This is a genomic window from Paenibacillus sp. AR247 (assembly GCF_002968895.1).
GTDB lineage: Bacteria > Bacillota > Bacilli > Paenibacillales > Paenibacillaceae > Paenibacillus_AQ > Paenibacillus_AQ favisporus.
The window spans coordinates 2,243,298-2,261,752 of the sequence record NZ_PCZT01000009.1; the positions used below are offsets into that span (position 1 = coordinate 2,243,298).

The window sequence follows — 18,455 nt, forward strand, 5'->3', positions numbered from 1 at the left end:
AATTACGGGCATAGCCGCTCAGCAAAAGAACGATCGACATTTTCTCGAAATGGTCCAGTGGCATGTCCCGCAGCGGCCGGAGCGCCCAATCGACGATCCGTAAATTGTTAGGCGTGATCGGAATGCCGAGGATCGGAATATCCCCATACCATGGATGTTTCCGAAAGATAGCGACCGTTCCGAGTACATACTCGCGCATACTCTCCCGCCATTCATGCAGGGGACGCTCAGGAGTCAGTGGAATATCGCATGCCGCATCCTGCATGAGGATGAGCAGGTCGTCTTTGCTTGGAATATAACGATAAAGGGACATCGCCGTAAAACCGAGCGCCGACGCGATCCGGTTCATCGAAACGGCGGCGAGGCCGTCCTGGTCCGCGATTTCAATCGCCTTCGACACGATCTGGTCGATGCTCATCTCCCGCTTGGGCCCCCGCTGCGGAGGCTTCACCAGTCCCCAGCTCAGCGCTGCGCCGGCAGGAAGCATCTTCGCCGCTTCTTCCGGTGTCACTTCTTCATTACTCATCAGATCTACCCCCTAGTCGTCCTAAGCCATTATGCGCTCAAAAAAATGTTTATACCATAAACAGTATATCACATTTGACTGCATTTTAAAAATTCACGGGAGTCATTCCCCCATTCTTCCGTCCCCCGCCTTTTTCAATCACCGAGCCGATTCGTTCTTAGGCATCCCCTCCAGGAGGCTTCGGCGAAATTCGTTCGGAGTCATGCCGTATTCCTTTTTGAAGACGCGGTAAAACGAACGCAAGCTGTTGAAGCCGGAGTCAAACGCAATCTCGGTGACCGGATCGGCGGTGGACAGCAGCAGCATGTGGGCGTAGGCCGCCCGCTGGCCGTTGATATAATCGCGGAACGAGACGTGAAACTGCTCGGAGAAAATTCGCGAAATGAGGAACTTGCTGATCCCGAGTTTTTTGGAAAGCGTGTCCAAGTTGATGGCCTCCAGAAAATGAAGGTCGATATAAGCAAGGATCTTTTGGAAGAGATCCATATCTTTTGTATAATCCACCCTTTTCAGGGACAGCAGCGGCAGCACATGCCCTAATAATACCGAAATGTACGCCTTGAGCAATCGGCTGTCGCCAGGTTCACGATACAGCTTGTACAAGCTGGTCAGGGTGCCTGATACGACCGGATGTTTGTGGACGACCGGGTGGTCCGGAACATAATGAAGCAAATCTCCTGTATAATCCCCCGGAAATGAAGCGTCAAAGAAGATCAGCAGGATTTGGCTGTGGTCTATCGTTTGGTAACCGTGCGGCTGATTAGGGAAAATGATCGCCATGTCCCCTTCGGAGAGGACGTACTCTTGTTGATCGATGTGGACACGGATGTCGCCGGACAGGACCATGGCAATTTCGACGTTTTTATGCAGATGCAGAGGGTAGGTATTATTGGTTGAAATGAATAAATGAAACTGCGGGTCCCTGTGCTGGTATTTGATTTTCATTGCGATCCCCCGTTTCAGTCTGATGTGAACCCTGGCAGCCAAGCATGGTTTGTTATGAAAAAGATAATATGGATGTCTGTATCTGCACAAGCACCGGTCGCAACTTCTGGCACAAAAAATTCGTTTTTGGCAGGTAAAAGCAGCCTAAAAGATTTAAAGTAAGAGCAGTAAGCGGCTCCATAGAGCGGAGAACACAGCATGCCGCCAGGCTTCCTGCTCCATATGCCGTTGAAGGGAGGAAGTGTGATCGAATGACAAATCGAACAGTAAGGGGTGCATTTATGTTACACGGCAAGCGGATGAAACAGAAGAACAAAGGAATTAAAAGCATGGCTGTTGTGTTGAGCATTATGGTAGCGTTTCCATTTGCGGGAATGCCGCATTCCGGTTCGGTTTCGGCCCAATCGGCGGATGAGCAGAAGTTTGCGGGCGCATCGATTCCCGCTTTTCCGGGCGCGGAAGGCGGCGGGGCTTATACGAGCGGCGGCCGCGGGGGCGACGTTTACATCGTCACCACCCTGGAGGATTACGGCGCCAACGAAAAGGCGGTCCCGGGATCGCTTCGCTATGGGATTATGTCCACGCCGAAAGAAGGCCGCACGATTGTTTTTAACGTATCCGGAACGATCGAGCTGGAAAGCTCCCTGCTGTTCAAAAACATTAAAAACCTGACCATCGCCGGGCAAACCGCGCCAGGCAACGGCATTACCCTCGCAGGTTGGGACACCAACATCAGCAACTCGGAGAACATCATCCTCCGGTATCTCTCCTTCCGGCCGGGGGCGACCAACGTGTACAACGGCAGCGATTCGATGGATGCGCTCTGGGGCAGGGACAACAACTATTTTATCATTGATCACTGTTCTTTCAGCTGGAATACCGATGAAACGCTGTCGCTGTACAGGGGCGAAAACGGCACGGTCCAATGGTCCCTCATTTCGGAGAGCCTCACTTTGTCTGGGCATTCCAAGGGCAGACACGGCTACGGCGGCATCGCCGGCGGGGACAAAACGACGTTCCACCACAATCTGTATGCCAGTCATACTTCCCGGAACCCAAGGCTCGGTGGCGGGTATGCCGGCGCGGCGGATGCCGATCATGTGGCGGTCGTGCAGCTCTCCAACAATGTGATCTATAACTGGGGCTTTAACGGCACCTACGGCGGAGGGTTCACCTTTACGAATTATATGAACAATATCGAAATCGCCGGTCCAGGCACAAGGGATAATGTAACCGACCGGGTCATCGATGCGGGCGAATCCAAAAAGCTTGGCGGCTTCTACATCGCCGGGAACCGGATTAACGGCAAGCTGACGGGATGGCTCGACGGATCGTCCCCATTGGTGAAAAGCTCCGGTGACGCCAGCGGAGACCAGCCGACAACCTTTGCGTCCAAACCGTATCTCTCTGCGGACAGCACAGGAGTCAATCACGGGGTGACCAATCCGGCGTTTGACGATTACGTGCAGCATGGTGTGGAAAAAGCGAACGAGCCGCTGCTGAAGGCCATTTTGCAGAAGGCGGGTGCCACCTACCCGCGCCGCGATGCCATCGACGCAAGAATCGTCGCGGAGGTGGAACAGGGCCTCGGCAGATACATCAACNCCGAAAATGAGGTTGGCGGGTATGTTTACCCATTCGGCGTGATCGAGGAGCAGCGCGGCGCCGATTTTGATACGAATCGGAACGGAATCGACGACCAATGGGAAATGAAAAACAATATCTGGGGCATTCAAGATGCCTATATGACGGTGACCGACACGGGCTACACCTGGCTTGAGCTGTATCTCAACAGTCTGGCCGACATGGACCATGCGGCCGAAAATCCGGATGCCACGCTTGCGGCGCCAGCGAACAATGCGCAGTTTGCTCTGGGAGAGGACATTGAGGTCAACGTCAAAGCCTCCTCCAAATTCGGAAATAAAATCAAGAATGTGGCCGTATACAACGGATCGCAGTACCTTGGGGAAGCGGTGAAAAAAGGCGGCGCCTATGTGTATACCATCAAGGGCCTTCAGGATGCTTCCTACAATATTTCGGCCAGAGTGACGGACACGGACGGAAATGCGACCCAAACGACCGCAGCCACCATCCATGTCAACACGGCCCCGCGCTCGCTGGCTGATGCAGGCTGGGCATCGGCTGATATCGGCCGCCCGGACATTAAAGGAACTGGAAGTCTGACGGACGGCGTAATCACCGTTAAAGGCAACGGCAAGCTGGGAACGAGCGAAGGAAGCACCAAGCAATCGCCGGAAAACGATGCTGCGAAAGACGATTTTCATTTTGTATATAAGGAAATGATCGGAGACGTGGAGTTCACCGCGAAGCTGGAAGCCATCGGAGCCGTTGACAATCACGCCTTTACCGGACTGATGATCCGTGATGATTTACAAGATAACAGCGCCACTGCAGCCCTTGGACTATCCTGGGTAAAGCTGTCCAAAGAAACAAGCTGGTCGGCTTATCTAACGGGAAGAGATCAGCAGGGCTCCGGCTTTGATCCGTTGACCGAAACCTTGGACAGCGCATCCAGCGCGCAGGAAGCCGGTATTCAGCTGGTTCCCGACATTCCGTTCAAAATCGGCGGCATAGAGCAGGGCTACTGGCTCAAACTCGGCCGAAACGGCGACACCTTCTACGCCTACGGATCGACGGACGGCAAGGAATGGAAGCCGATTGGTCAGAGAACCATCGCGATGAAGGATTCGGTCTATGTCGGTTTTGCCGTGGACAGCAACGATGTGGCCAATGCGATCGAGCAATTAAACTTTGCCAAATTCTCCAATGTGAAACTTGAGGATCACTTTGCTCCCATAAGCAACTAAGTTTAAATAGACGGGCTGTGTGCATATGGGCGTCTCTCTGAGATAACCCTTTTTCCGGTATGTAAAAATCGCCCGGCGGCCGTTTCCGCACGGGCGATTCTTTTTTATCACAACTTAGGCTTCGATCGTTTTAATGACTTTCGCCGGGTTGCCTCCCACGATCATGTTGTCCGGAACATCCTTGGTCACGACCGCTCCGGAAGCGATGACGACGTTGTTGCCGATCGTTACACCCGGATTGATGACCGCCCTCCCGCCTACCCATACATTGTTGCCGATCGTTACGGGTTTGCCATATTCAGGCCCCTTGATCCTTTCATACGGATCCACCGGGTGAGTCGCAGTATAGACATGAACCCCGGGCCCAAACAAGCAGTTGTCCCCGATCCTCACTTCGCACACATCCAGGATGGTGCAGTCAAAGTTGGCGTAAAAATGCTCACCGACGTGAATATTGTAGCCATAGTCAAAGCGGATGTTGGGCTCCAACGCCAGAAAGTTCCCGGTTGAACCCAACAGCTCCTTCAGGATTTTCAGCCGCAATGCTTCATCCGTTTCGGTCGTCTGGTTGTACATGCGGGTCATTTGCCGGGCATATGCCCGCTCCCGCGTCAATTCAGGGTCGGCAGCGACGTACAATTCGCCGTCCAGCATCTTTTGTTTTTCTGTTTTCATCTTAGGAGTGAAGTCCCCTCTCATCCTGATGTAATGTTTGGTGCAGCTGCACGGGCTTGGCTGCTCTAGACAGAGAACCTGCGATCCCAATGCCGATCAGCACCGCGATCAGTGCGTGCAATAACCCGAAATGCTCTCCAAGGAAACCCAGCGCAGGCGGGCCCACCAGAAAAGCGATGTAGCCTGTGGTCGCCACGGCTCCGACTCTTGCGGCAGCGCCTTGAGGATCATCCCCCGCCGCCGACAGTCCGACCGGAAAACCAAGGGAAGCTCCAAGTCCCCACAGGACGACGCCTATGGAGGCCACAACTTCATTCGGACCCCAGATCACCAGCGATAACCCCAAAATGGCTGCCACAGCGCATCCGGATAACACCGGCACCCGGCCATAACGGTCCAGAACCCATCCGCCCGTAAACCGTCCCAGCGTCATCGCCGCAACGAACAATCCGTAAAATAAATGAACCTGTCAGCGAGCTTACCCCGTAGCCATCCACCATGGTGAGCGGCAGCCAGTCATTGGCGGAACCCTCGGCAAACGCCATGCCCAAAACGATGATTCCAATCAGCAAGGTGCGCCTCTCCGTCCACATCCTTAACTGCTGCTGAAGCGCCGATCCTTTAGGTGCTCCAGCACCCGCCGGTTCCTTCCCCGAATCCTCAGGCAGGTAACGCCAGCCATAGAGTACAGCTGCGGCCATAATTAAGGCGAGGATCGTGAAATGGACCATCACCTGAAGATGGATGGCGACCGCGGCAGCGCCGAGTGCTGCACCCACAAGCGTCCCCACACTGAAAAAGCCGTGAAACGCCGGTAAGAGCGTCCGGTTCAACGCCTTTTCCGCAGCTGAGCCCTCCATATTAAGCGCAACCTCCGCCGTACCATAGCCGCCGCCGAAAATGATTAGGCCGATAATAACCACGGGTACCGAAGCCAGCGACGTGCCGATTCCCGTAACGACGAAGCCAATCACAATCAGCAAAGAGCTGATCAGGATGACAAATCGTGCGCCTTTCCGGGCTACGATCGAACCTGACGTAAGCAGGCCGAACAAAGAGCCCGCGGCAATCGCAAATATAATCATCCCCATTCCGGCGGTGGAGACTTGAAGCGTGTCCCGAACGTCAGGCGTGCGGGAGACCCATGATGCAAAGGATAGACCCGGCAGGGCAAACAGCAGAAACAGAATATTCCGGACCGTTCCCGGATGCGGTTTACTTTTCACAGATGTCATTAGGCTGACCCTCACCTCCGCTTCTCTACCAACTGCAGGGAATAAGCCAGGCTTTCCAACGTCATGGTCGTCAGCCCGTACATGTAGTCCTCATCCGGATGCTCCAGCAGCGCCAGCTGCGGCATATGCATCTCCGGGATATACTTCAGGCATTCCTGGCGGATCAGCCGGATATCATCTGCCTGTACCAGACTTCCCGTCAGAGCGATCGTCTCCGGGTTCATGACCGCTATCAGGCTGGACACCGCATGCGCAGCCAGGGAATGGAAGGTCTCCCGGTCGTGCAGCTGCCGCAGCTGCTCAGCCTGCGAAATGCCATACGGTAAAAAGGCGATCTCACCGGCAAAGCGGGTATTCCCCCGATGAATATGCCCATCGACGATTAGCCCGGCGCCTGGCAAGCTTCCTTCGAGAAACGTCGCAACTGCAATCGACTTCTCGCTGTCGTAGTCCTGCTTTCGGTAAAAGCCGTACACGGTCGAGTTCATGTCGTTCTCCAGAATGACTTCGATCCCGTGCTTGTCGCGAATGATCGCCTCCAGCGGGGCATGAATCAGTTCAGGAATATCGCTGACATTGATGACGCCCTGATAAACGGCACCCGGAACGCCGATCCCAACCGCCCGGATTTGCGGGTATTGGGAGATGAGCCCGTCCATCAGTTTCTCAATCGCTGCAGCATCGATCCGGCCCGCTTCCTGCTGCCCTTCTTCTACTGTTTCACCGGCCAGGTTAGCGACCCTGTATGTGAGGGAGTGCACCTTCACGCCGGCCCGGATGATCACGCAGGCGATATAAGCATAGTTCACATTATACTGATACAGTCTGGCCGGACGGCCGCCGCTCGATTCCTCCCGATCCAGCTCTAGCAGTTCACCGATCTCCAGCATTTCGTTCAGAATGCTGCCGCAGGTCGCCACGCTTAATCCGGTCATCTGCGCCACCATCGATTTGGTACCCTGCTTCATCGATTTGAGCGCTTGCCGCACGAGCTCCTGGTTCATCTTTTTGACTCGCATCGTATTGTGCGTCACGGGATTCATTGCCGCCACCCTCCTCTTCCGGACTTATTAAAATACTTTTAATAAGTAATACCATAAATGATTTTGATGTATCTGTCTACCCATTGATCCAGATCAGGTGCTAACGCTGGATGATCTTTTACCAAGATACGGGACGCTGCAAGTGATTAACGCCATGCAAAAAAAGCCGACCGATTTTTAAAATCAGCCGGCAAATTTATTTTTAGTTCTTCGGACACGGGGAATCGAATAAGTACGATACGAGGTTATCCACAAATGGATCCTCCAGGGTCGAATGCCTGTTCAGAAGCCGGTACCACATCGGTCCATAACACAAGTCCGCGATAAGCTCCAAGTCTGCATCCCTGGGCAATTCGCCACGCTGCTGTCCCCGCTCCAACAACCGAATCAAGGCTGCTCTGCGCGAAAAGATAAAGTTGTCACGAAAGGCTGCGGCAAATTCAGGGTTAAATTGGGCTTCCGCCATCAAACTGCATACGATTTCATCCTTTCCTTCTATCAGGGAACGGAAGGTCCGCTTTAAATATTCAAGCACATCGCTCTTGAGATGGCCTGAATCCGGCAGGCCGATCTCCGTGTCCGCGTGCAGTTTCAGCGCCTCCATTACGATAAAAGGAACGCCAGGCCACCAACGGTATAACGTAGGCTTTCCTACACCTGCCTCTTTTGCGATTTTTTCCATCGTTAAGCTCGGGTATCCGGCCGATTTCAGAAGGTCAAGAGCCGCCTTCATTACGGCTTCATACGCTTTTTGGCTTCTTGGCCGACCTACGGCTGTTGTTTTGTCGTGCTCAGTATCCATGATAGCTCCCTTAAAATAATTTATTTACAGAACGTTACGTAATATATTATAATTCAAACCAGAAGTTCAATCAAGCACAGTGAGGAGTCGAACCAATGGAACAATCTTTAAAAGGTCAACGTGCCCTTATCATGGGCGGAACATCCGGAATGGGGCTGGCATCAGCCCGGTTGTTGATCGAAATGGGTGCTGACGTCGTCGTCACGGGACGGGATCAGGCCAAGTTGGAGACCGCTCTTCAGCATCTGGGTCCGGGTGCGAAAGGAGAGCAGCTCAATGCAGCTTCTTATGAAGATCTAAAATCTTTCTATGAACGTCAAGGAAGCTTTGATCACCTGGTCATTGCCGTTTCGGGGGCTAAAGGTGGCGGAAACTTCCGTGAGCTCTCGCTCGATGAATTGCGCAAAGGGTTCGATGCCAAGTTTTGGCCGCAAGTGATGTCTGCCCAGCTCAGCCTGAATACGTTGAGCGACAACGGTTCGATCACCTTCCTTACATCGATATCGGCCCGTTCCTACGCGCCCGGCAATGCCGGACTCACCGCGATTAACGCCGCCTTGGAGTCTATGGTTCCCATATTGGCACAAGAGCTGGCACCTGTACGCGTTAACGCCATATCTCCTGGCGTCGTGGATACGCCTTGGTGGAATTGGCTGCCGGAAGATCAAAAAAACGCCGCGCATGAATTTTACAAAGAGCAAGCCCCGGTTAACAGAATAGGCCAGCCGGAGGATATAGCCAAAGCGGTCCGTTACTTAATCGATAACACGTTTGTGACCGGAACCGTGCTTGAGGTGGACGGCGGGCTTCGACTTCGGTAGCACCGAACTCTTTCTGCGGGAATTATGGGTATTTCTTATGAGCGCTAAACAGGCTGCCGTTAAGAAGCGGCAGCCTAAATCATAACTTTCGAAGCACAAATAGGTTTCGTGCTGTGTGTATTCTTTGCAATTCTAAGGGAGGAGTAGCCGCTCCATTCCAATATCTACTCCTTAAACTGCGATTGGGGCTTCATAAATGATTTTTGAACGTTTAAAAGAACTCATCGATCAAGGAAATTCCTTTCGTGATCCGCATCCGACTATCCTGCAAAAAATCGCGGGTCCAATCGTCTGGTTCGCGTAAATCCCAGCTCCGGTGCATCCCGACGAATACAATGATTTCACGCAGTCTAAGGAAGAGCGACAGATGGTCTTTCCAGCCATCAGGCATTGTACGGCCATTCTCGGTATAGCCACGCACGAAATATTTAACGAAAAGTTCATACTGCGCCTTCCGTTCGGATTTCGAATCTTCACCATAAACATACAGCAAATAATAAAGCTGGACGGCGATGTCTTCGACATACCAGCTGTACTGGCATTCGTCGAAGTCGAAAAGTGTAATTCCTCCTGCTTCATCCACCATAAAATTCCCGACATTAATATCCCCGTGGATCAAACCGAATTGATCCTCTGAATCTGGCAGGACGACTTCCAAGTATGCCTTCTGAGCGTTGGCTTATAACGCTTCGACAGTTCGTGAAGACGGCCGGTGATGCGTCCGCATTGTTCATAAAGCAGGGCATTCCCTAAGCACTCCGAGTACCCGATTTTACGACCACTCGCGTGCCTGAATGACGTCACGTAGAAATCAATGGTATTTCCTTGCACCCGTTCGATGTCTTTCCCGTCAATTGAAGATACCGGTTCTGAGACAGGCAGTCCATTCTCCGAAAGATAACGAATCCATTCGATCTCAGCCGCAAGTCCTTTCCATGTGCGAAGCGTGCTCGGGGTGAAACGGAGGATATATTTTGAATCGCCATTTATGTAGGAATAAATAAAGTTCTGAAAGCCTCCGATGAAAGTCAGCTCATTAGGGCTGACGCCAAACCGGGCGGCACCTTCTGCGGCATGCTCGTTCAGGAACATTAATTTTATTTGGGGGTCCATGATTTCTCCTTGTGAATATAAAGTTTCATAAGAAATGAGGAAACACGTTAGAACTTTACCTTAAAGGTTATTACTCCTCAAACTGTAAGGTGAATACGAGCGCCCATTCCGTTCGGCTTAAGGATTCCGTTGAAAGATCCGATGTACGCATGGTATTGGAGCTTGTGGCTTGCATGCCAAACACATGCACGGCCTGATCGGCCGTAAACGAACGCGGCTCCGCATCCTGGATCAATCCTCGGGCCGTCAGCTTCTTCTCCCAAGGGATATGAAATGTGGTTAGGTCTGTTCCTGAGCGATTAACAATGCCTACCTTAATAATTGCGGACTCGTCCTTCTCCCCAATAGATACCATATCCATGGATATTATCACTTCTATTTCGTTATTCTTCTGCTCATCAGGACTGTAAAACACATCCCCTATCCAGCCTATAGAATCTACTCTCCGCCCGTCCTTCCAAATGTCCATGTCCAAATTAGCGTTTGGCTTGCTCCCTTCATATTTCAGTTTAAATGCACCGGACATCGCCCCGACAAATGGCTGAAACTTGGCTGCCTCCCCCTTAAACAAATCAACGGGCACCAGCTCTATTTTGGCAGGGCTAGATTCCCTCTCAGGTGACGTCGTTTCCTTACTCTCTGCAAAACATCCCGTTAAGACGAATAAGATGATCAATATGCATGCTTTTAAGCGCATGTTACCTCCCCAAAGTTGTTCTCATAATTCCAAATTGTACCATACAGTGCGTTATAAAATGAGGTTATCCGGAACGGTTAGCGAAAAAAAGCAGCCGATCGTTGGGATCAGCTGCTTTGATTTGCTTCACAGTTTTGGGTGGGTTATCTTTTACACCGTTCCGAAGGTGATTTTCATACCCGCTGCATAGGTGGCCGCTGTTGATGAGGTAAATAACTCCGACATTGCATTTTCACATTCATATTGTCGGATGGCCTCTTCCATTGACATTCCTCTCTCTAACAGGCTATCAATAAATGCTGAACGCTCCCCCGGGCTACTGAACTGCATAGCTTCATAAATATCGGCACCTATCTTCGCTGTGGGATCATAAATGTTTACTTTATCGCTCAACCGGCATTGGACATTACGTAATCCCAACCGATTGAAATATAAAGGCAACTTTATTCCGATGTTTCCGTCCTTACCGGTGCGTTTCAAGTCTCGCTCAAACAACTCCTGCAACTGCCCCAATGGAATCACCGTGGACTGATCAATGCCATCCAAGTGGAAACCTGCACTATTTCCGATCCAATGAGGCTCGAATGCAGCAACTTTTCCTTCGGGTTTGACAGAAGCCTTCATTCTTTTCAGCGTGCTAAGCGGGTCGTTCATATGCAGCAGCACCGCGTGGCATACGGCAAGATCAAATTCCTCATCAAAGCATACCGAGTTAAAATCCGCGGCAATGAACACCGACCGGTATGGTAGATTTCGAAAGAGCTCTCTTGCGTGCTCTATCAGCTTAACACCGGCATCGACACCGACATATTCCGAACCGGCTGGCAGCAGAGGCAGCAATCGGAGCCCCAAATGCCCATAACCACATCCAAAATCTACGATTCGAACGGGATCAACAATGTTCCATACGCGATGAATCAGAAAATCAATATAATCATCGTTATAATACAAGGCAGTAGACCTTTTTAAATACTCGATTTGACCATCCCAATAATATGGCTCCATGAAGGATCTCCCTTAACGTATTTGCGCCGCGGTCGCTTATATAACATACAATCCATCCCAAAAAAGGAATAGACTTATTTTAGAATTTTTTATAGACTATTATGTATCTATGGCTTTTTTAGCAACCCAGCGTTGCATGGAACCGGCACACTTTGTGCCGGTTTTTTTAATTCTTCTACACTGTTCCATCTGCACATCTATTTCCCGCCTATGGTTCATAACGTCCACGACTTTGACGCCGGTCCGTACAGATCATACATCGAAACCGGGATGCCAAGCTGCTTCATATAGGTAAACATTTGGCCGCGGTGGTGATAGATATGCGTCGTAATCTCGATCAACCATTTGATCTGAACAGACGGCTGGTGCTTGGCAAAAAAAGGGGCGGTCGATTTGTACAGCAGGTCTGCCTCATCCAAGTTGTTCATGTAGTCTTTTAACGCTGAGACTCCGCGATGCATGACCTCTGACAGGGCGGCGGCGTCCTTTACATGCATTACGGACATGACCAGACTTCTAACCTGCTCCATGGGTTGTTCCTGCAAAATGGCCAGTTCTTGCACGGGGACCTGGACAAGGTGGCGGGCAAGCTCGATTAAGCTCCGCATGTTCTCGCGAGGACGATACTCCCAGTGCTCCTCCTCAATCATGGCAAGCAGCGAGGCGGTTGTCGTGAGCGCAAGCTCCATCTCTTCAAACAGCAAATCCTTGATGCGGGATACTTCCGGATTCATTTCTCTCATCCTTTCTTCGGGGCAGAGGATCATTACGAGCATGAATATAACACCTAAATAAGTCAGAACTTGGCTTATTTTATGTGATAATATGGAAGAAAAATATGTGGCGAGGGATGAGCGTATATTGATCAAATCACAGCGCCTGATTCAACTTATGATGGTGATTAACGCCAAAAGGTCGTTTACGGTCAGGGAGCTTGCCGACGAGTTCGGCTTGTCTCCGCGGACGATTACCCGGGATTTGCAGGAACTGAGCGAGGTAGGGTTTCCGATCTATTCCGTGCAGGGACGCGGCGGCGGTTACCGGCTGCTTCAAGAAAGAATGCTTCCGCCGATTGCCTTTTCAGAGAACGAAGCGGTCGCCGTATTTTTTGCCTGCCAATCCCTGCAGTACTTTGGTTCCGTTCCCTTTGACGAGAGTGCGGCTTCGGCGATTCACAAGTTTTATCACTACTTGCCTGCCGATACGAAGGAGCAGATCGACCGGCTGCGAAATCGGGTGGTCATCTGGAATCCTCATCGGACGATGTCCGCCGACTGCCTCCAGACCCTGCTGCAAGCGATCATGAACGACAGCGTCGTCACCATTTCGTATAAATCCGGCGATGGCATCACGCAAAGAGATATTCAGCCTGTCGGCCTCTATGCGAGCGAAGGATACTGGTATTGTCCGGCCTATTGCTTCCTCCGCCAAACCTACCGGCTTTTCCGCGCAGACCGAATCAGCTCAGCAAGTTTGAACGAAGCCTTTCATGACCGGCAGGATCTGAGCGAACGATCGGTATTTGATTGGATCACACCGGATTTGTCCCGCTTTGAGCAGCAGTGCGATTTGATTGTCGAATTAACAGAAGAAGGAGTACGTTCGCTTGAAACCAACGTCTGGTTCAGTGCTCACATAGAACTCCATGAAGATGGAAGAGGTGCTTTACGGATGCGGATTCCCGTTCAGAAAATCGAATTTTTTGCGGATTTGGTTTGGCCCTTAGGGGGAGAAGCAAAAATCGTGGAGCCTATCGAGGCTGTAGCTTATATCCGGCGAAAAATAGAAACGATCACAAAATGCTATTTTTGATCCCATGAGTTAAAAAGAAGGCAGCCGTTCGCACTTAGCGGATACCTTCTTTTCTGATTAAGTCGGGACACTTCATTCATCTGTCGACGGTTGCACCCATGACGGCTGCTTTTACATAGGGCTGACCCTGCAATGCTTTCAGGCTTTCGGCCGTTCCCGTCACGACAACGCCAAAGAGACGCACGTCGCTTGTTTCCGGTTGTTCCTTATCCTTGCGCAAATAATCGTAAATCCGCTTAAATTCCTGCTTATATTTTCGATTGTGATGCACTCCATATTCCAGGGCGTCAAGAAAGTTTTTTTCTGAAACATCATTACTATCCGGATGAACTCCAAAACCGTATACGCTGCTCGCCCAGTCAGGAAACGGATCAATAACGGATCCATCAGGCATTTTAGCGGCCGTATAGGGCTTCATATCCGAGTAAGTATCTACCCAATACCACACGGGATGGACGCCTGGCGGAAGCATGGACTTGACCTGCTCCACCGTATAATTTATATCAAAAGAAATGCCCATTTCAACCCGCTTCCGTCCATCCATGTCCTTCAGCTGCGGAAGCTCGTTAAGATAGTTCGCGTATTTTACGATCGGAAGATAGAACAGCATCTCTCTCTCGCCATTATAGCGGTTATAAGGTCGGTAATAATGAAATCCCTTGGCTTCCATATCCGGGTCCAGAAGCGACAGGTCTGAATAGTCGCCGGGAGGCAAAGAGAAACTCCCCCAGGAACTGAACTCGTAGTTTTCTTCCCCCCAGATGACCGGGACTCCATCCACAAGCTTATATGTCCGGTACCCGAGTGTACCGTGAAGAAAGCCGTAGTTAAATTGGAAGCTAATGATATACTGATTGGGACCACTGATCGCTTTAAGCATCTCAATGTCACGCATTGCATGTTCTGCGCTTCTGTACTGAAGCTGTAAATTCGTAAACCACCCTCCCGCAAGGATAAATAGCGTAATTCCCAACGAGATGATTGCGTTCCTCAGCATCGTTCTGCGGCGTGCCTTCCTGACGAGAGCCGACAGCTTCGCCCCATCATCAAAGCTGGATTCGTTATCGTTCATCATATAGTCCTCCATATTTTTTCTGAAATAATTTGCGTGCCCGATATAAGTACGTCTTCACCTTCTCCTCATGAATGGCTATGAGTTCAGAGATTTCTTTATAGCTAAAACCCAGTTCGTATTTTAAAATAAGCAGCTGTTTATAGATCGGAGTCAGCTCTTCCATCACCTTTTCGATCTCTTCTCTCCGTTCCTTTCGCAGCAGGATTTCCTCTGGAATTTCACTGCCTTCCACCGTCGCCTCTTCCATCGAAATCTCGATTCGTTTGCGTTTTCGGAGCATATCGTAATATCGATTTAGCGCGACCCGATACAGCCACGCCGAAAACTTATCAGGCCCGATGGAATCAATATACAGAAGACCTTTATATATGGCGTCCTGGACGATATCCTCGGCGTCAGCCCTGCTTGCCCCAAGGCGAATCAGGTACCGCTGAATCTGTTTCATTTTATCCTGCATCAGCCGCAGCATCTGCTCATTATCCACTTTCAACCTCCCTCCAAGCAGTACAACGTTTGGATAGGTGCATATGTATACAAGCGCGGAAAAAAGATTTTCCCTCTCGTAGAATCGGACCCATTGGTGAATCGCAACAGCCATGAATTTGAACAAAAAAACAGCCGATCTTATCGATCAGCCGCCCGACTACTTGTTTGTAAAATTGAACACCTTTGCCGCCCCGATCTCAGCCCTCAGTTCCTTGTCCTCTTCCGTGAACCTGTTGTTCGTATAACGCGCCAAGGTTTTTCTCCAAAAATGAATGGTCCTTGAATTCCTCTCTGTCGGGGTCGTGTAGATCAGCCATTTTCCCTGGAACCGGTTGAAGATTTGGGTAATGGCCTCCTCGGCAACGCCCTGACCCCGGAAAGGCTGCAGTATAAAATATTCGTTCACCAAAAAGTCGCTGTCATCCTCCACATAAGGCGGCGTGGCAATCAATGCGAATCCTGCGGGCACTTCGTCGACCCGAATCAAAAAAGGAAAAAGGCACTCATCTTTTTCCCACCAAATATCAAACTCGGGCATTTGCTGCTGAAGCGTTTGAAAGGCATCACTGTCTTCAAAAACGCCATACCGATTGGGAAGCACGTTCCGGATCCCTGCTAAATCGTGAAGATACAGGGGGTAAAGGTTATAGATGATCGTTTGTGTATCACGCCTGCTTAATTCAACCGTTATTTCTGCCATGTTGGATCCTCCTCAAAGAGCCTTTTATCTTGTACCGTAAAGTATACCGGCTGGCGCTTTGAAACAATATGCAGAGAATACACATAAACATTTAGGATACAAAAAGGGGCTCGCGCTGGTTTGATCACACGCAAGCCCCTGGCATTATTTTTTCTGGTATACGATCTTTCGGATCGTTTCTTCAGCGAGGCAATAGGATTGGGAGAGCTGCTCCACACCAATTCCTTTACGGAACGATTGTCTGATCTCTAGATTGCGTTTCCGCAGATAGTCCCGCTGTCCCGAAAGCTGGCCCCATTTTTTGCGGCCATCCTCGCGAGAAGGAATATAGATCGTCCTGCCTTGGACGTATTTTTGAATTTCCTGAAGCAGCTGTTCAGGTAAAATGTCGCTCGCAGATACATATTTCATTGGCTTCGCCCTTTCATCTATGTGAGTTGCAGATGGTAAGGTAGCAAAGCCTGCATGACAAACATCCTGCTAATGATCTGAAATGGATGCGGTTAAGAGATAAGGCTCCATGCAAAACAACCGCCGCTGTTTGTCATATAGACTCTGCATGGAGCAAAGATGTAAACTTTGCATCGGGGAAGCTTTTGGATTCAGTAGGTCCTGAGCCGGCATCATCGCGATATTCCTCTCTTTCGGTTATTCATCTGCCTAGTAGTTTCCACACGTTGTCTGTGGATTCCTTTTTATAATTAAAAGGAGACTCCTCTTTCAATCCCACAAAATCGTATCCGTCGTAATATAGGCCGCACCCGCCTCCTCAAACGGCTGCGAAATCTTCCGCTCGTTTACGGTCCAGATCGACACGTCAACTCCAGCCTTGCTGCAGTTTCGCACGTCATCCGGCGTCGCCGAACGATAGTCGTAATCCAGAAAAGCAGGCTGCAGCCGGCCGATGAGCTCAAGGTCTGCTTCACTTTGCGGCTTCGCCGATAGAAAGCCGAGCGGCACCGCCGGATCGATGGCACGCACCTTCAACAGATCGTTGGCATTGAAACAGATAAAGCTCATTTGTCCCATCATGCCGGAGCCGCGGACCAGCTCAACGAGCCTTTCCAGATCGCGATCTTGGTGGTATTCCTCAATCTCAACAAATGCGTGCATGCCGTAGGTCACACATACGGACAGCACTTCCTCCAGTGTCGGGACTCGCAGGCCGGAATAATCGCTGATCCCGTTTCCGGAGGTGATGCTCAGCTCGCGGATCTCGGCAAACGAGAAATCCTTCGTCCTCCCCGTTCCGTTCGTCATCCGGTCGACGGTACGGTCATGATGGACAATCCAGCGGCCGTCCGTCGTGCAGTAAGTATCGCATTCGATGCCCCAGAATCCCGATCGGCCTGCCAGCTCAAAAGCCGCGACGGTATTCTCAGGCGCCTGCATACTAACCCCCCGATGGGCTACATACTTCGGTTGCTGATTCACCTGTCTTCACCCCATGATCCGAATTTTTGTTGCTGTCCTCATCCTTTAATCGAACCGAGCATAACCCCTTTGTTAAAATATTTTTGCAAAAAGGGGAATATGATCAGCAGCGGCAGCGCCGTTAACATGATCGCCGCCATTTTGGCTGCAGGCGTATATTGATACAATACATTGGACGCGTTGGAGATGGTAGGGTCATCTTCAACGAGCATTTGCCGTAAAAATACCTGCAGCGGCATAAGCTTCGCATCGTTTAAATATATAATAGCGGAAAAATACGTATTCCAGTTGCTCACCAGATAAAATAACGTAAAGGTCGCAATGACCGGCATAGACAACGGCACGATGATTGATAGAAACAGGCGCCACTCTCCGCTCCCGTCGATCCTGGCCGACTCCTCCAGCTCAAGCGGCATGGACTGAAAAAAGCTTCTCATCACAATGACGTTGAACGCGGCAATCGCCGAGCTAAGCCATATCGCCCAGAAGCTATCCAATAGATGGAGCGATCGTACAACCAAATAGGTTGGAATCATGCCACCTGAGAACAGCATCGTGAAAAATACCATTAAATTCATTGTACTGCGCAGCTTTAACCATCGCTTGGACAGCCCGTAGGCCATAAGGGAAGTCAGCACGATATTCAGCGCCGTCCCTCCCAAGCTGATGATCACTGCATTGCGGAATGCAAGGGTAAAGCCCGGATGGGCGAGTAAATACAAATAACCGTCCAGGGTAAACTGCTTCGGAATGACATAGAATCCCCGCGTCAAATACTCGTACTCCGTTGAGAAAGAAACCGCAAGCACGTAGAACAATGGAAAAATCGCGATCGCGGCCGCCAGGAAAAGGATGAAATAAACGAGACACGTGAAGAACAGATCATGCCCTTTTGCCTGCCGCATTTAAAACACCCCTTCCTGGCCGAATCTCTTGGCGAGCCGGTTCACACCCCATACCAGCACCAAACCGACCACGGATTTAAATAAACCGACGGCCGTCGAATAGCTGTAATCGCCTTCGATCAGACCCTTTTTGTATATAAAAGTCTCAAACACCTCCGACACCCCTTGGTTCATCGGGTTCTGCAGCAGGAAAATTGCTCGAAGCCGAGGTCCATCATGTGCCCGAACCGCAAAATAACATGACGACAATGACGCCTCGCAAGCCGGGCAGCGTAATATGCCACACCTGGCGCCAGCGGTTCGCACCGTCCATCATAGCCGCCTCGTACAGCGTCGGGTCGATGCCCGATAGA

Annotated in this window: 19 protein-coding genes and 2 pseudogenes; 3 read left to right on the plus strand and 18 right to left on the minus strand. The window is 50.7% G+C overall.

The genetic code is table 11. The annotated features are described in order from the left end of the window. Both CPT76_RS19035 and CPT76_RS19040 read right to left on the minus strand, forming a co-directional pair. A partial coding sequence (locus CPT76_RS19035) for a TetR/AcrR family transcriptional regulator (RefSeq protein ID WP_146116354.1) occupies nucleotides 1–526 on the minus strand: 526 nt, incomplete at its 3' end. A 138-nt stretch (nucleotides 527–664) separates the two neighbouring features. After that, nucleotides 665–1,471, minus strand: a complete 807-nt coding sequence (locus CPT76_RS19040) for an AraC family transcriptional regulator (protein ID WP_105443942.1) — start codon at nucleotides 1,469–1,471, stop codon at nucleotides 665–667. Nucleotides 1,472–3,276: 1,805 nt separating this feature from the next. Here CPT76_RS19040 and CPT76_RS42490 point away from each other — a divergent pair. Beyond that, complete coding sequence (locus CPT76_RS42490; RefSeq protein ID WP_483870067.1) at nucleotides 3,277–4,299, plus strand: Ig-like domain-containing protein; 1,023 nt, start codon at nucleotides 3,277–3,279, stop codon at nucleotides 4,297–4,299. Between the two features lie 114 nt (nucleotides 4,300–4,413). Here the strand turns inward: CPT76_RS42490 and CPT76_RS19050 are convergent, their stop codons facing one another. The 4 genes and pseudogenes from CPT76_RS19050 to CPT76_RS19065 all read right to left on the minus strand — a co-directional run bounded on the left by CPT76_RS19050 (nucleotide 4,414) and on the right by CPT76_RS19065 (nucleotide 8,054). Further along, entirely contained in the window at nucleotides 4,414–4,974 is a 561-nt protein-coding gene (locus CPT76_RS19050; protein WP_105443944.1) for a sugar O-acetyltransferase, read from the minus strand. Between the two features lies 1 nt (nucleotide 4,975). Beyond that, a pseudogene (locus CPT76_RS19055) lies at nucleotides 4,976–6,209 on the minus strand (MFS transporter). A gap of 11 nt (nucleotides 6,210–6,220) precedes the next feature. After that, nucleotides 6,221–7,252, minus strand: coding sequence for an ROK family protein (locus CPT76_RS19060; RefSeq protein ID WP_105443945.1), 1,032 nt, complete (start codon nucleotides 7,250–7,252; stop codon nucleotides 6,221–6,223). Nucleotides 7,253–7,454: 202 nt separating this feature from the next. After that, nucleotides 7,455–8,054: a TetR/AcrR family transcriptional regulator gene (locus CPT76_RS19065; RefSeq protein WP_105443946.1), complete on the minus strand. Its 600-nt coding sequence runs from the start codon at nucleotides 8,052–8,054 to the stop codon at nucleotides 7,455–7,457. Between the two features lie 95 nt (nucleotides 8,055–8,149). Between CPT76_RS19065 and CPT76_RS19070 the strand changes: the two genes are divergently transcribed. Beyond that, nucleotides 8,150–8,875, plus strand: coding sequence for an SDR family oxidoreductase (locus CPT76_RS19070; protein ID WP_105443947.1), 726 nt, complete (start codon nucleotides 8,150–8,152; stop codon nucleotides 8,873–8,875). A 211-nt stretch (nucleotides 8,876–9,086) separates the two neighbouring features. Here the strand turns inward: CPT76_RS19070 and CPT76_RS19075 are convergent, their stop codons facing one another. From CPT76_RS19075 to CPT76_RS19095, 5 genes are all read right to left on the minus strand, one after another. Next, nucleotides 9,087–9,458 (minus strand): aminoglycoside phosphotransferase/kinase family protein, encoded by a 372-nt coding sequence (locus CPT76_RS19075; RefSeq protein WP_258168591.1) that lies wholly within the window; start codon nucleotides 9,456–9,458, stop codon nucleotides 9,087–9,089. Between the two features lie 32 nt (nucleotides 9,459–9,490). After that, entirely contained in the window at nucleotides 9,491–9,967 is a 477-nt protein-coding gene (locus CPT76_RS19080) for a phosphotransferase enzyme family protein (protein ID WP_105443949.1), read from the minus strand. Nucleotides 9,968–10,058: 91 nt separating this feature from the next. Next, a complete protein-coding gene (locus CPT76_RS19085) occupies nucleotides 10,059–10,685 on the minus strand; it encodes a hypothetical protein (protein ID WP_105443950.1) in 627 nt (208 codons plus the stop codon). 150 nt (nucleotides 10,686–10,835) lie between these two features. Further along, nucleotides 10,836–11,690: a class I SAM-dependent methyltransferase gene (locus tag CPT76_RS19090; protein WP_105443951.1), complete on the minus strand. Its 855-nt coding sequence runs from the start codon at nucleotides 11,688–11,690 to the stop codon at nucleotides 10,836–10,838. A 215-nt stretch (nucleotides 11,691–11,905) separates the two neighbouring features. After that, entirely contained in the window at nucleotides 11,906–12,424 is a 519-nt protein-coding gene (locus CPT76_RS19095) for a DinB family protein (protein WP_105443952.1), read from the minus strand. 127 nt (nucleotides 12,425–12,551) lie between these two features. Between CPT76_RS19095 and CPT76_RS19100 the strand changes: the two genes are divergently transcribed. Next, the gene (locus CPT76_RS19100; RefSeq protein ID WP_105443953.1) at nucleotides 12,552–13,502 is read left to right on the plus strand and encodes a helix-turn-helix transcriptional regulator; all 951 of its coding nucleotides are present in this window, start codon (nucleotides 12,552–12,554) and stop codon (nucleotides 13,500–13,502) included. A 76-nt stretch (nucleotides 13,503–13,578) separates the two neighbouring features. Here CPT76_RS19100 and CPT76_RS19105 read toward each other — a convergent pair whose 3' ends face one another. The 7 genes and pseudogenes from CPT76_RS19105 to CPT76_RS19135 form a co-directional block, all read right to left on the minus strand. Continuing rightward, nucleotides 13,579–14,574 carry an anti sigma factor C-terminal domain-containing protein gene (locus CPT76_RS19105; RefSeq protein WP_219845442.1) on the minus strand — a complete coding sequence of 332 codons (996 nt, stop codon included), beginning with the start codon at nucleotides 14,572–14,574 and terminating at the stop codon, nucleotides 13,579–13,581. After that, nucleotides 14,564–15,061, minus strand: coding sequence for an RNA polymerase sigma factor (locus tag CPT76_RS19110; protein WP_105443955.1), 498 nt, complete (start codon nucleotides 15,059–15,061; stop codon nucleotides 14,564–14,566). Before CPT76_RS19110 ends, CPT76_RS19105 begins: the two co-directional genes overlap by 11 nt. 159 nt (nucleotides 15,062–15,220) lie before the next feature. After that, nucleotides 15,221–15,763 carry a GNAT family N-acetyltransferase gene (locus CPT76_RS19115; RefSeq protein ID WP_105443956.1) on the minus strand — a complete coding sequence of 181 codons (543 nt, stop codon included), beginning with the start codon at nucleotides 15,761–15,763 and terminating at the stop codon, nucleotides 15,221–15,223. 144 nt (nucleotides 15,764–15,907) lie between these two features. Continuing rightward, nucleotides 15,908–16,174: a CD3324 family protein gene (locus CPT76_RS19120; RefSeq protein WP_105443957.1), complete on the minus strand. Its 267-nt coding sequence runs from the start codon at nucleotides 16,172–16,174 to the stop codon at nucleotides 15,908–15,910. A 309-nt stretch (nucleotides 16,175–16,483) separates the two neighbouring features. Continuing rightward, complete coding sequence (locus tag CPT76_RS19125; protein ID WP_105443958.1) at nucleotides 16,484–17,197, minus strand: glycerophosphodiester phosphodiesterase family protein; 714 nt, start codon at nucleotides 17,195–17,197, stop codon at nucleotides 16,484–16,486. Nucleotides 17,198–17,235: 38 nt separating this feature from the next. Then, the gene (locus tag CPT76_RS19130) at nucleotides 17,236–18,102 is read right to left on the minus strand and encodes a carbohydrate ABC transporter permease (protein ID WP_105443959.1); all 867 of its coding nucleotides are present in this window, start codon (nucleotides 18,100–18,102) and stop codon (nucleotides 17,236–17,238) included. Beyond that, a pseudogene (locus CPT76_RS19135) lies at nucleotides 18,103–18,455 on the minus strand (ABC transporter permease subunit); the annotation flags it as partial.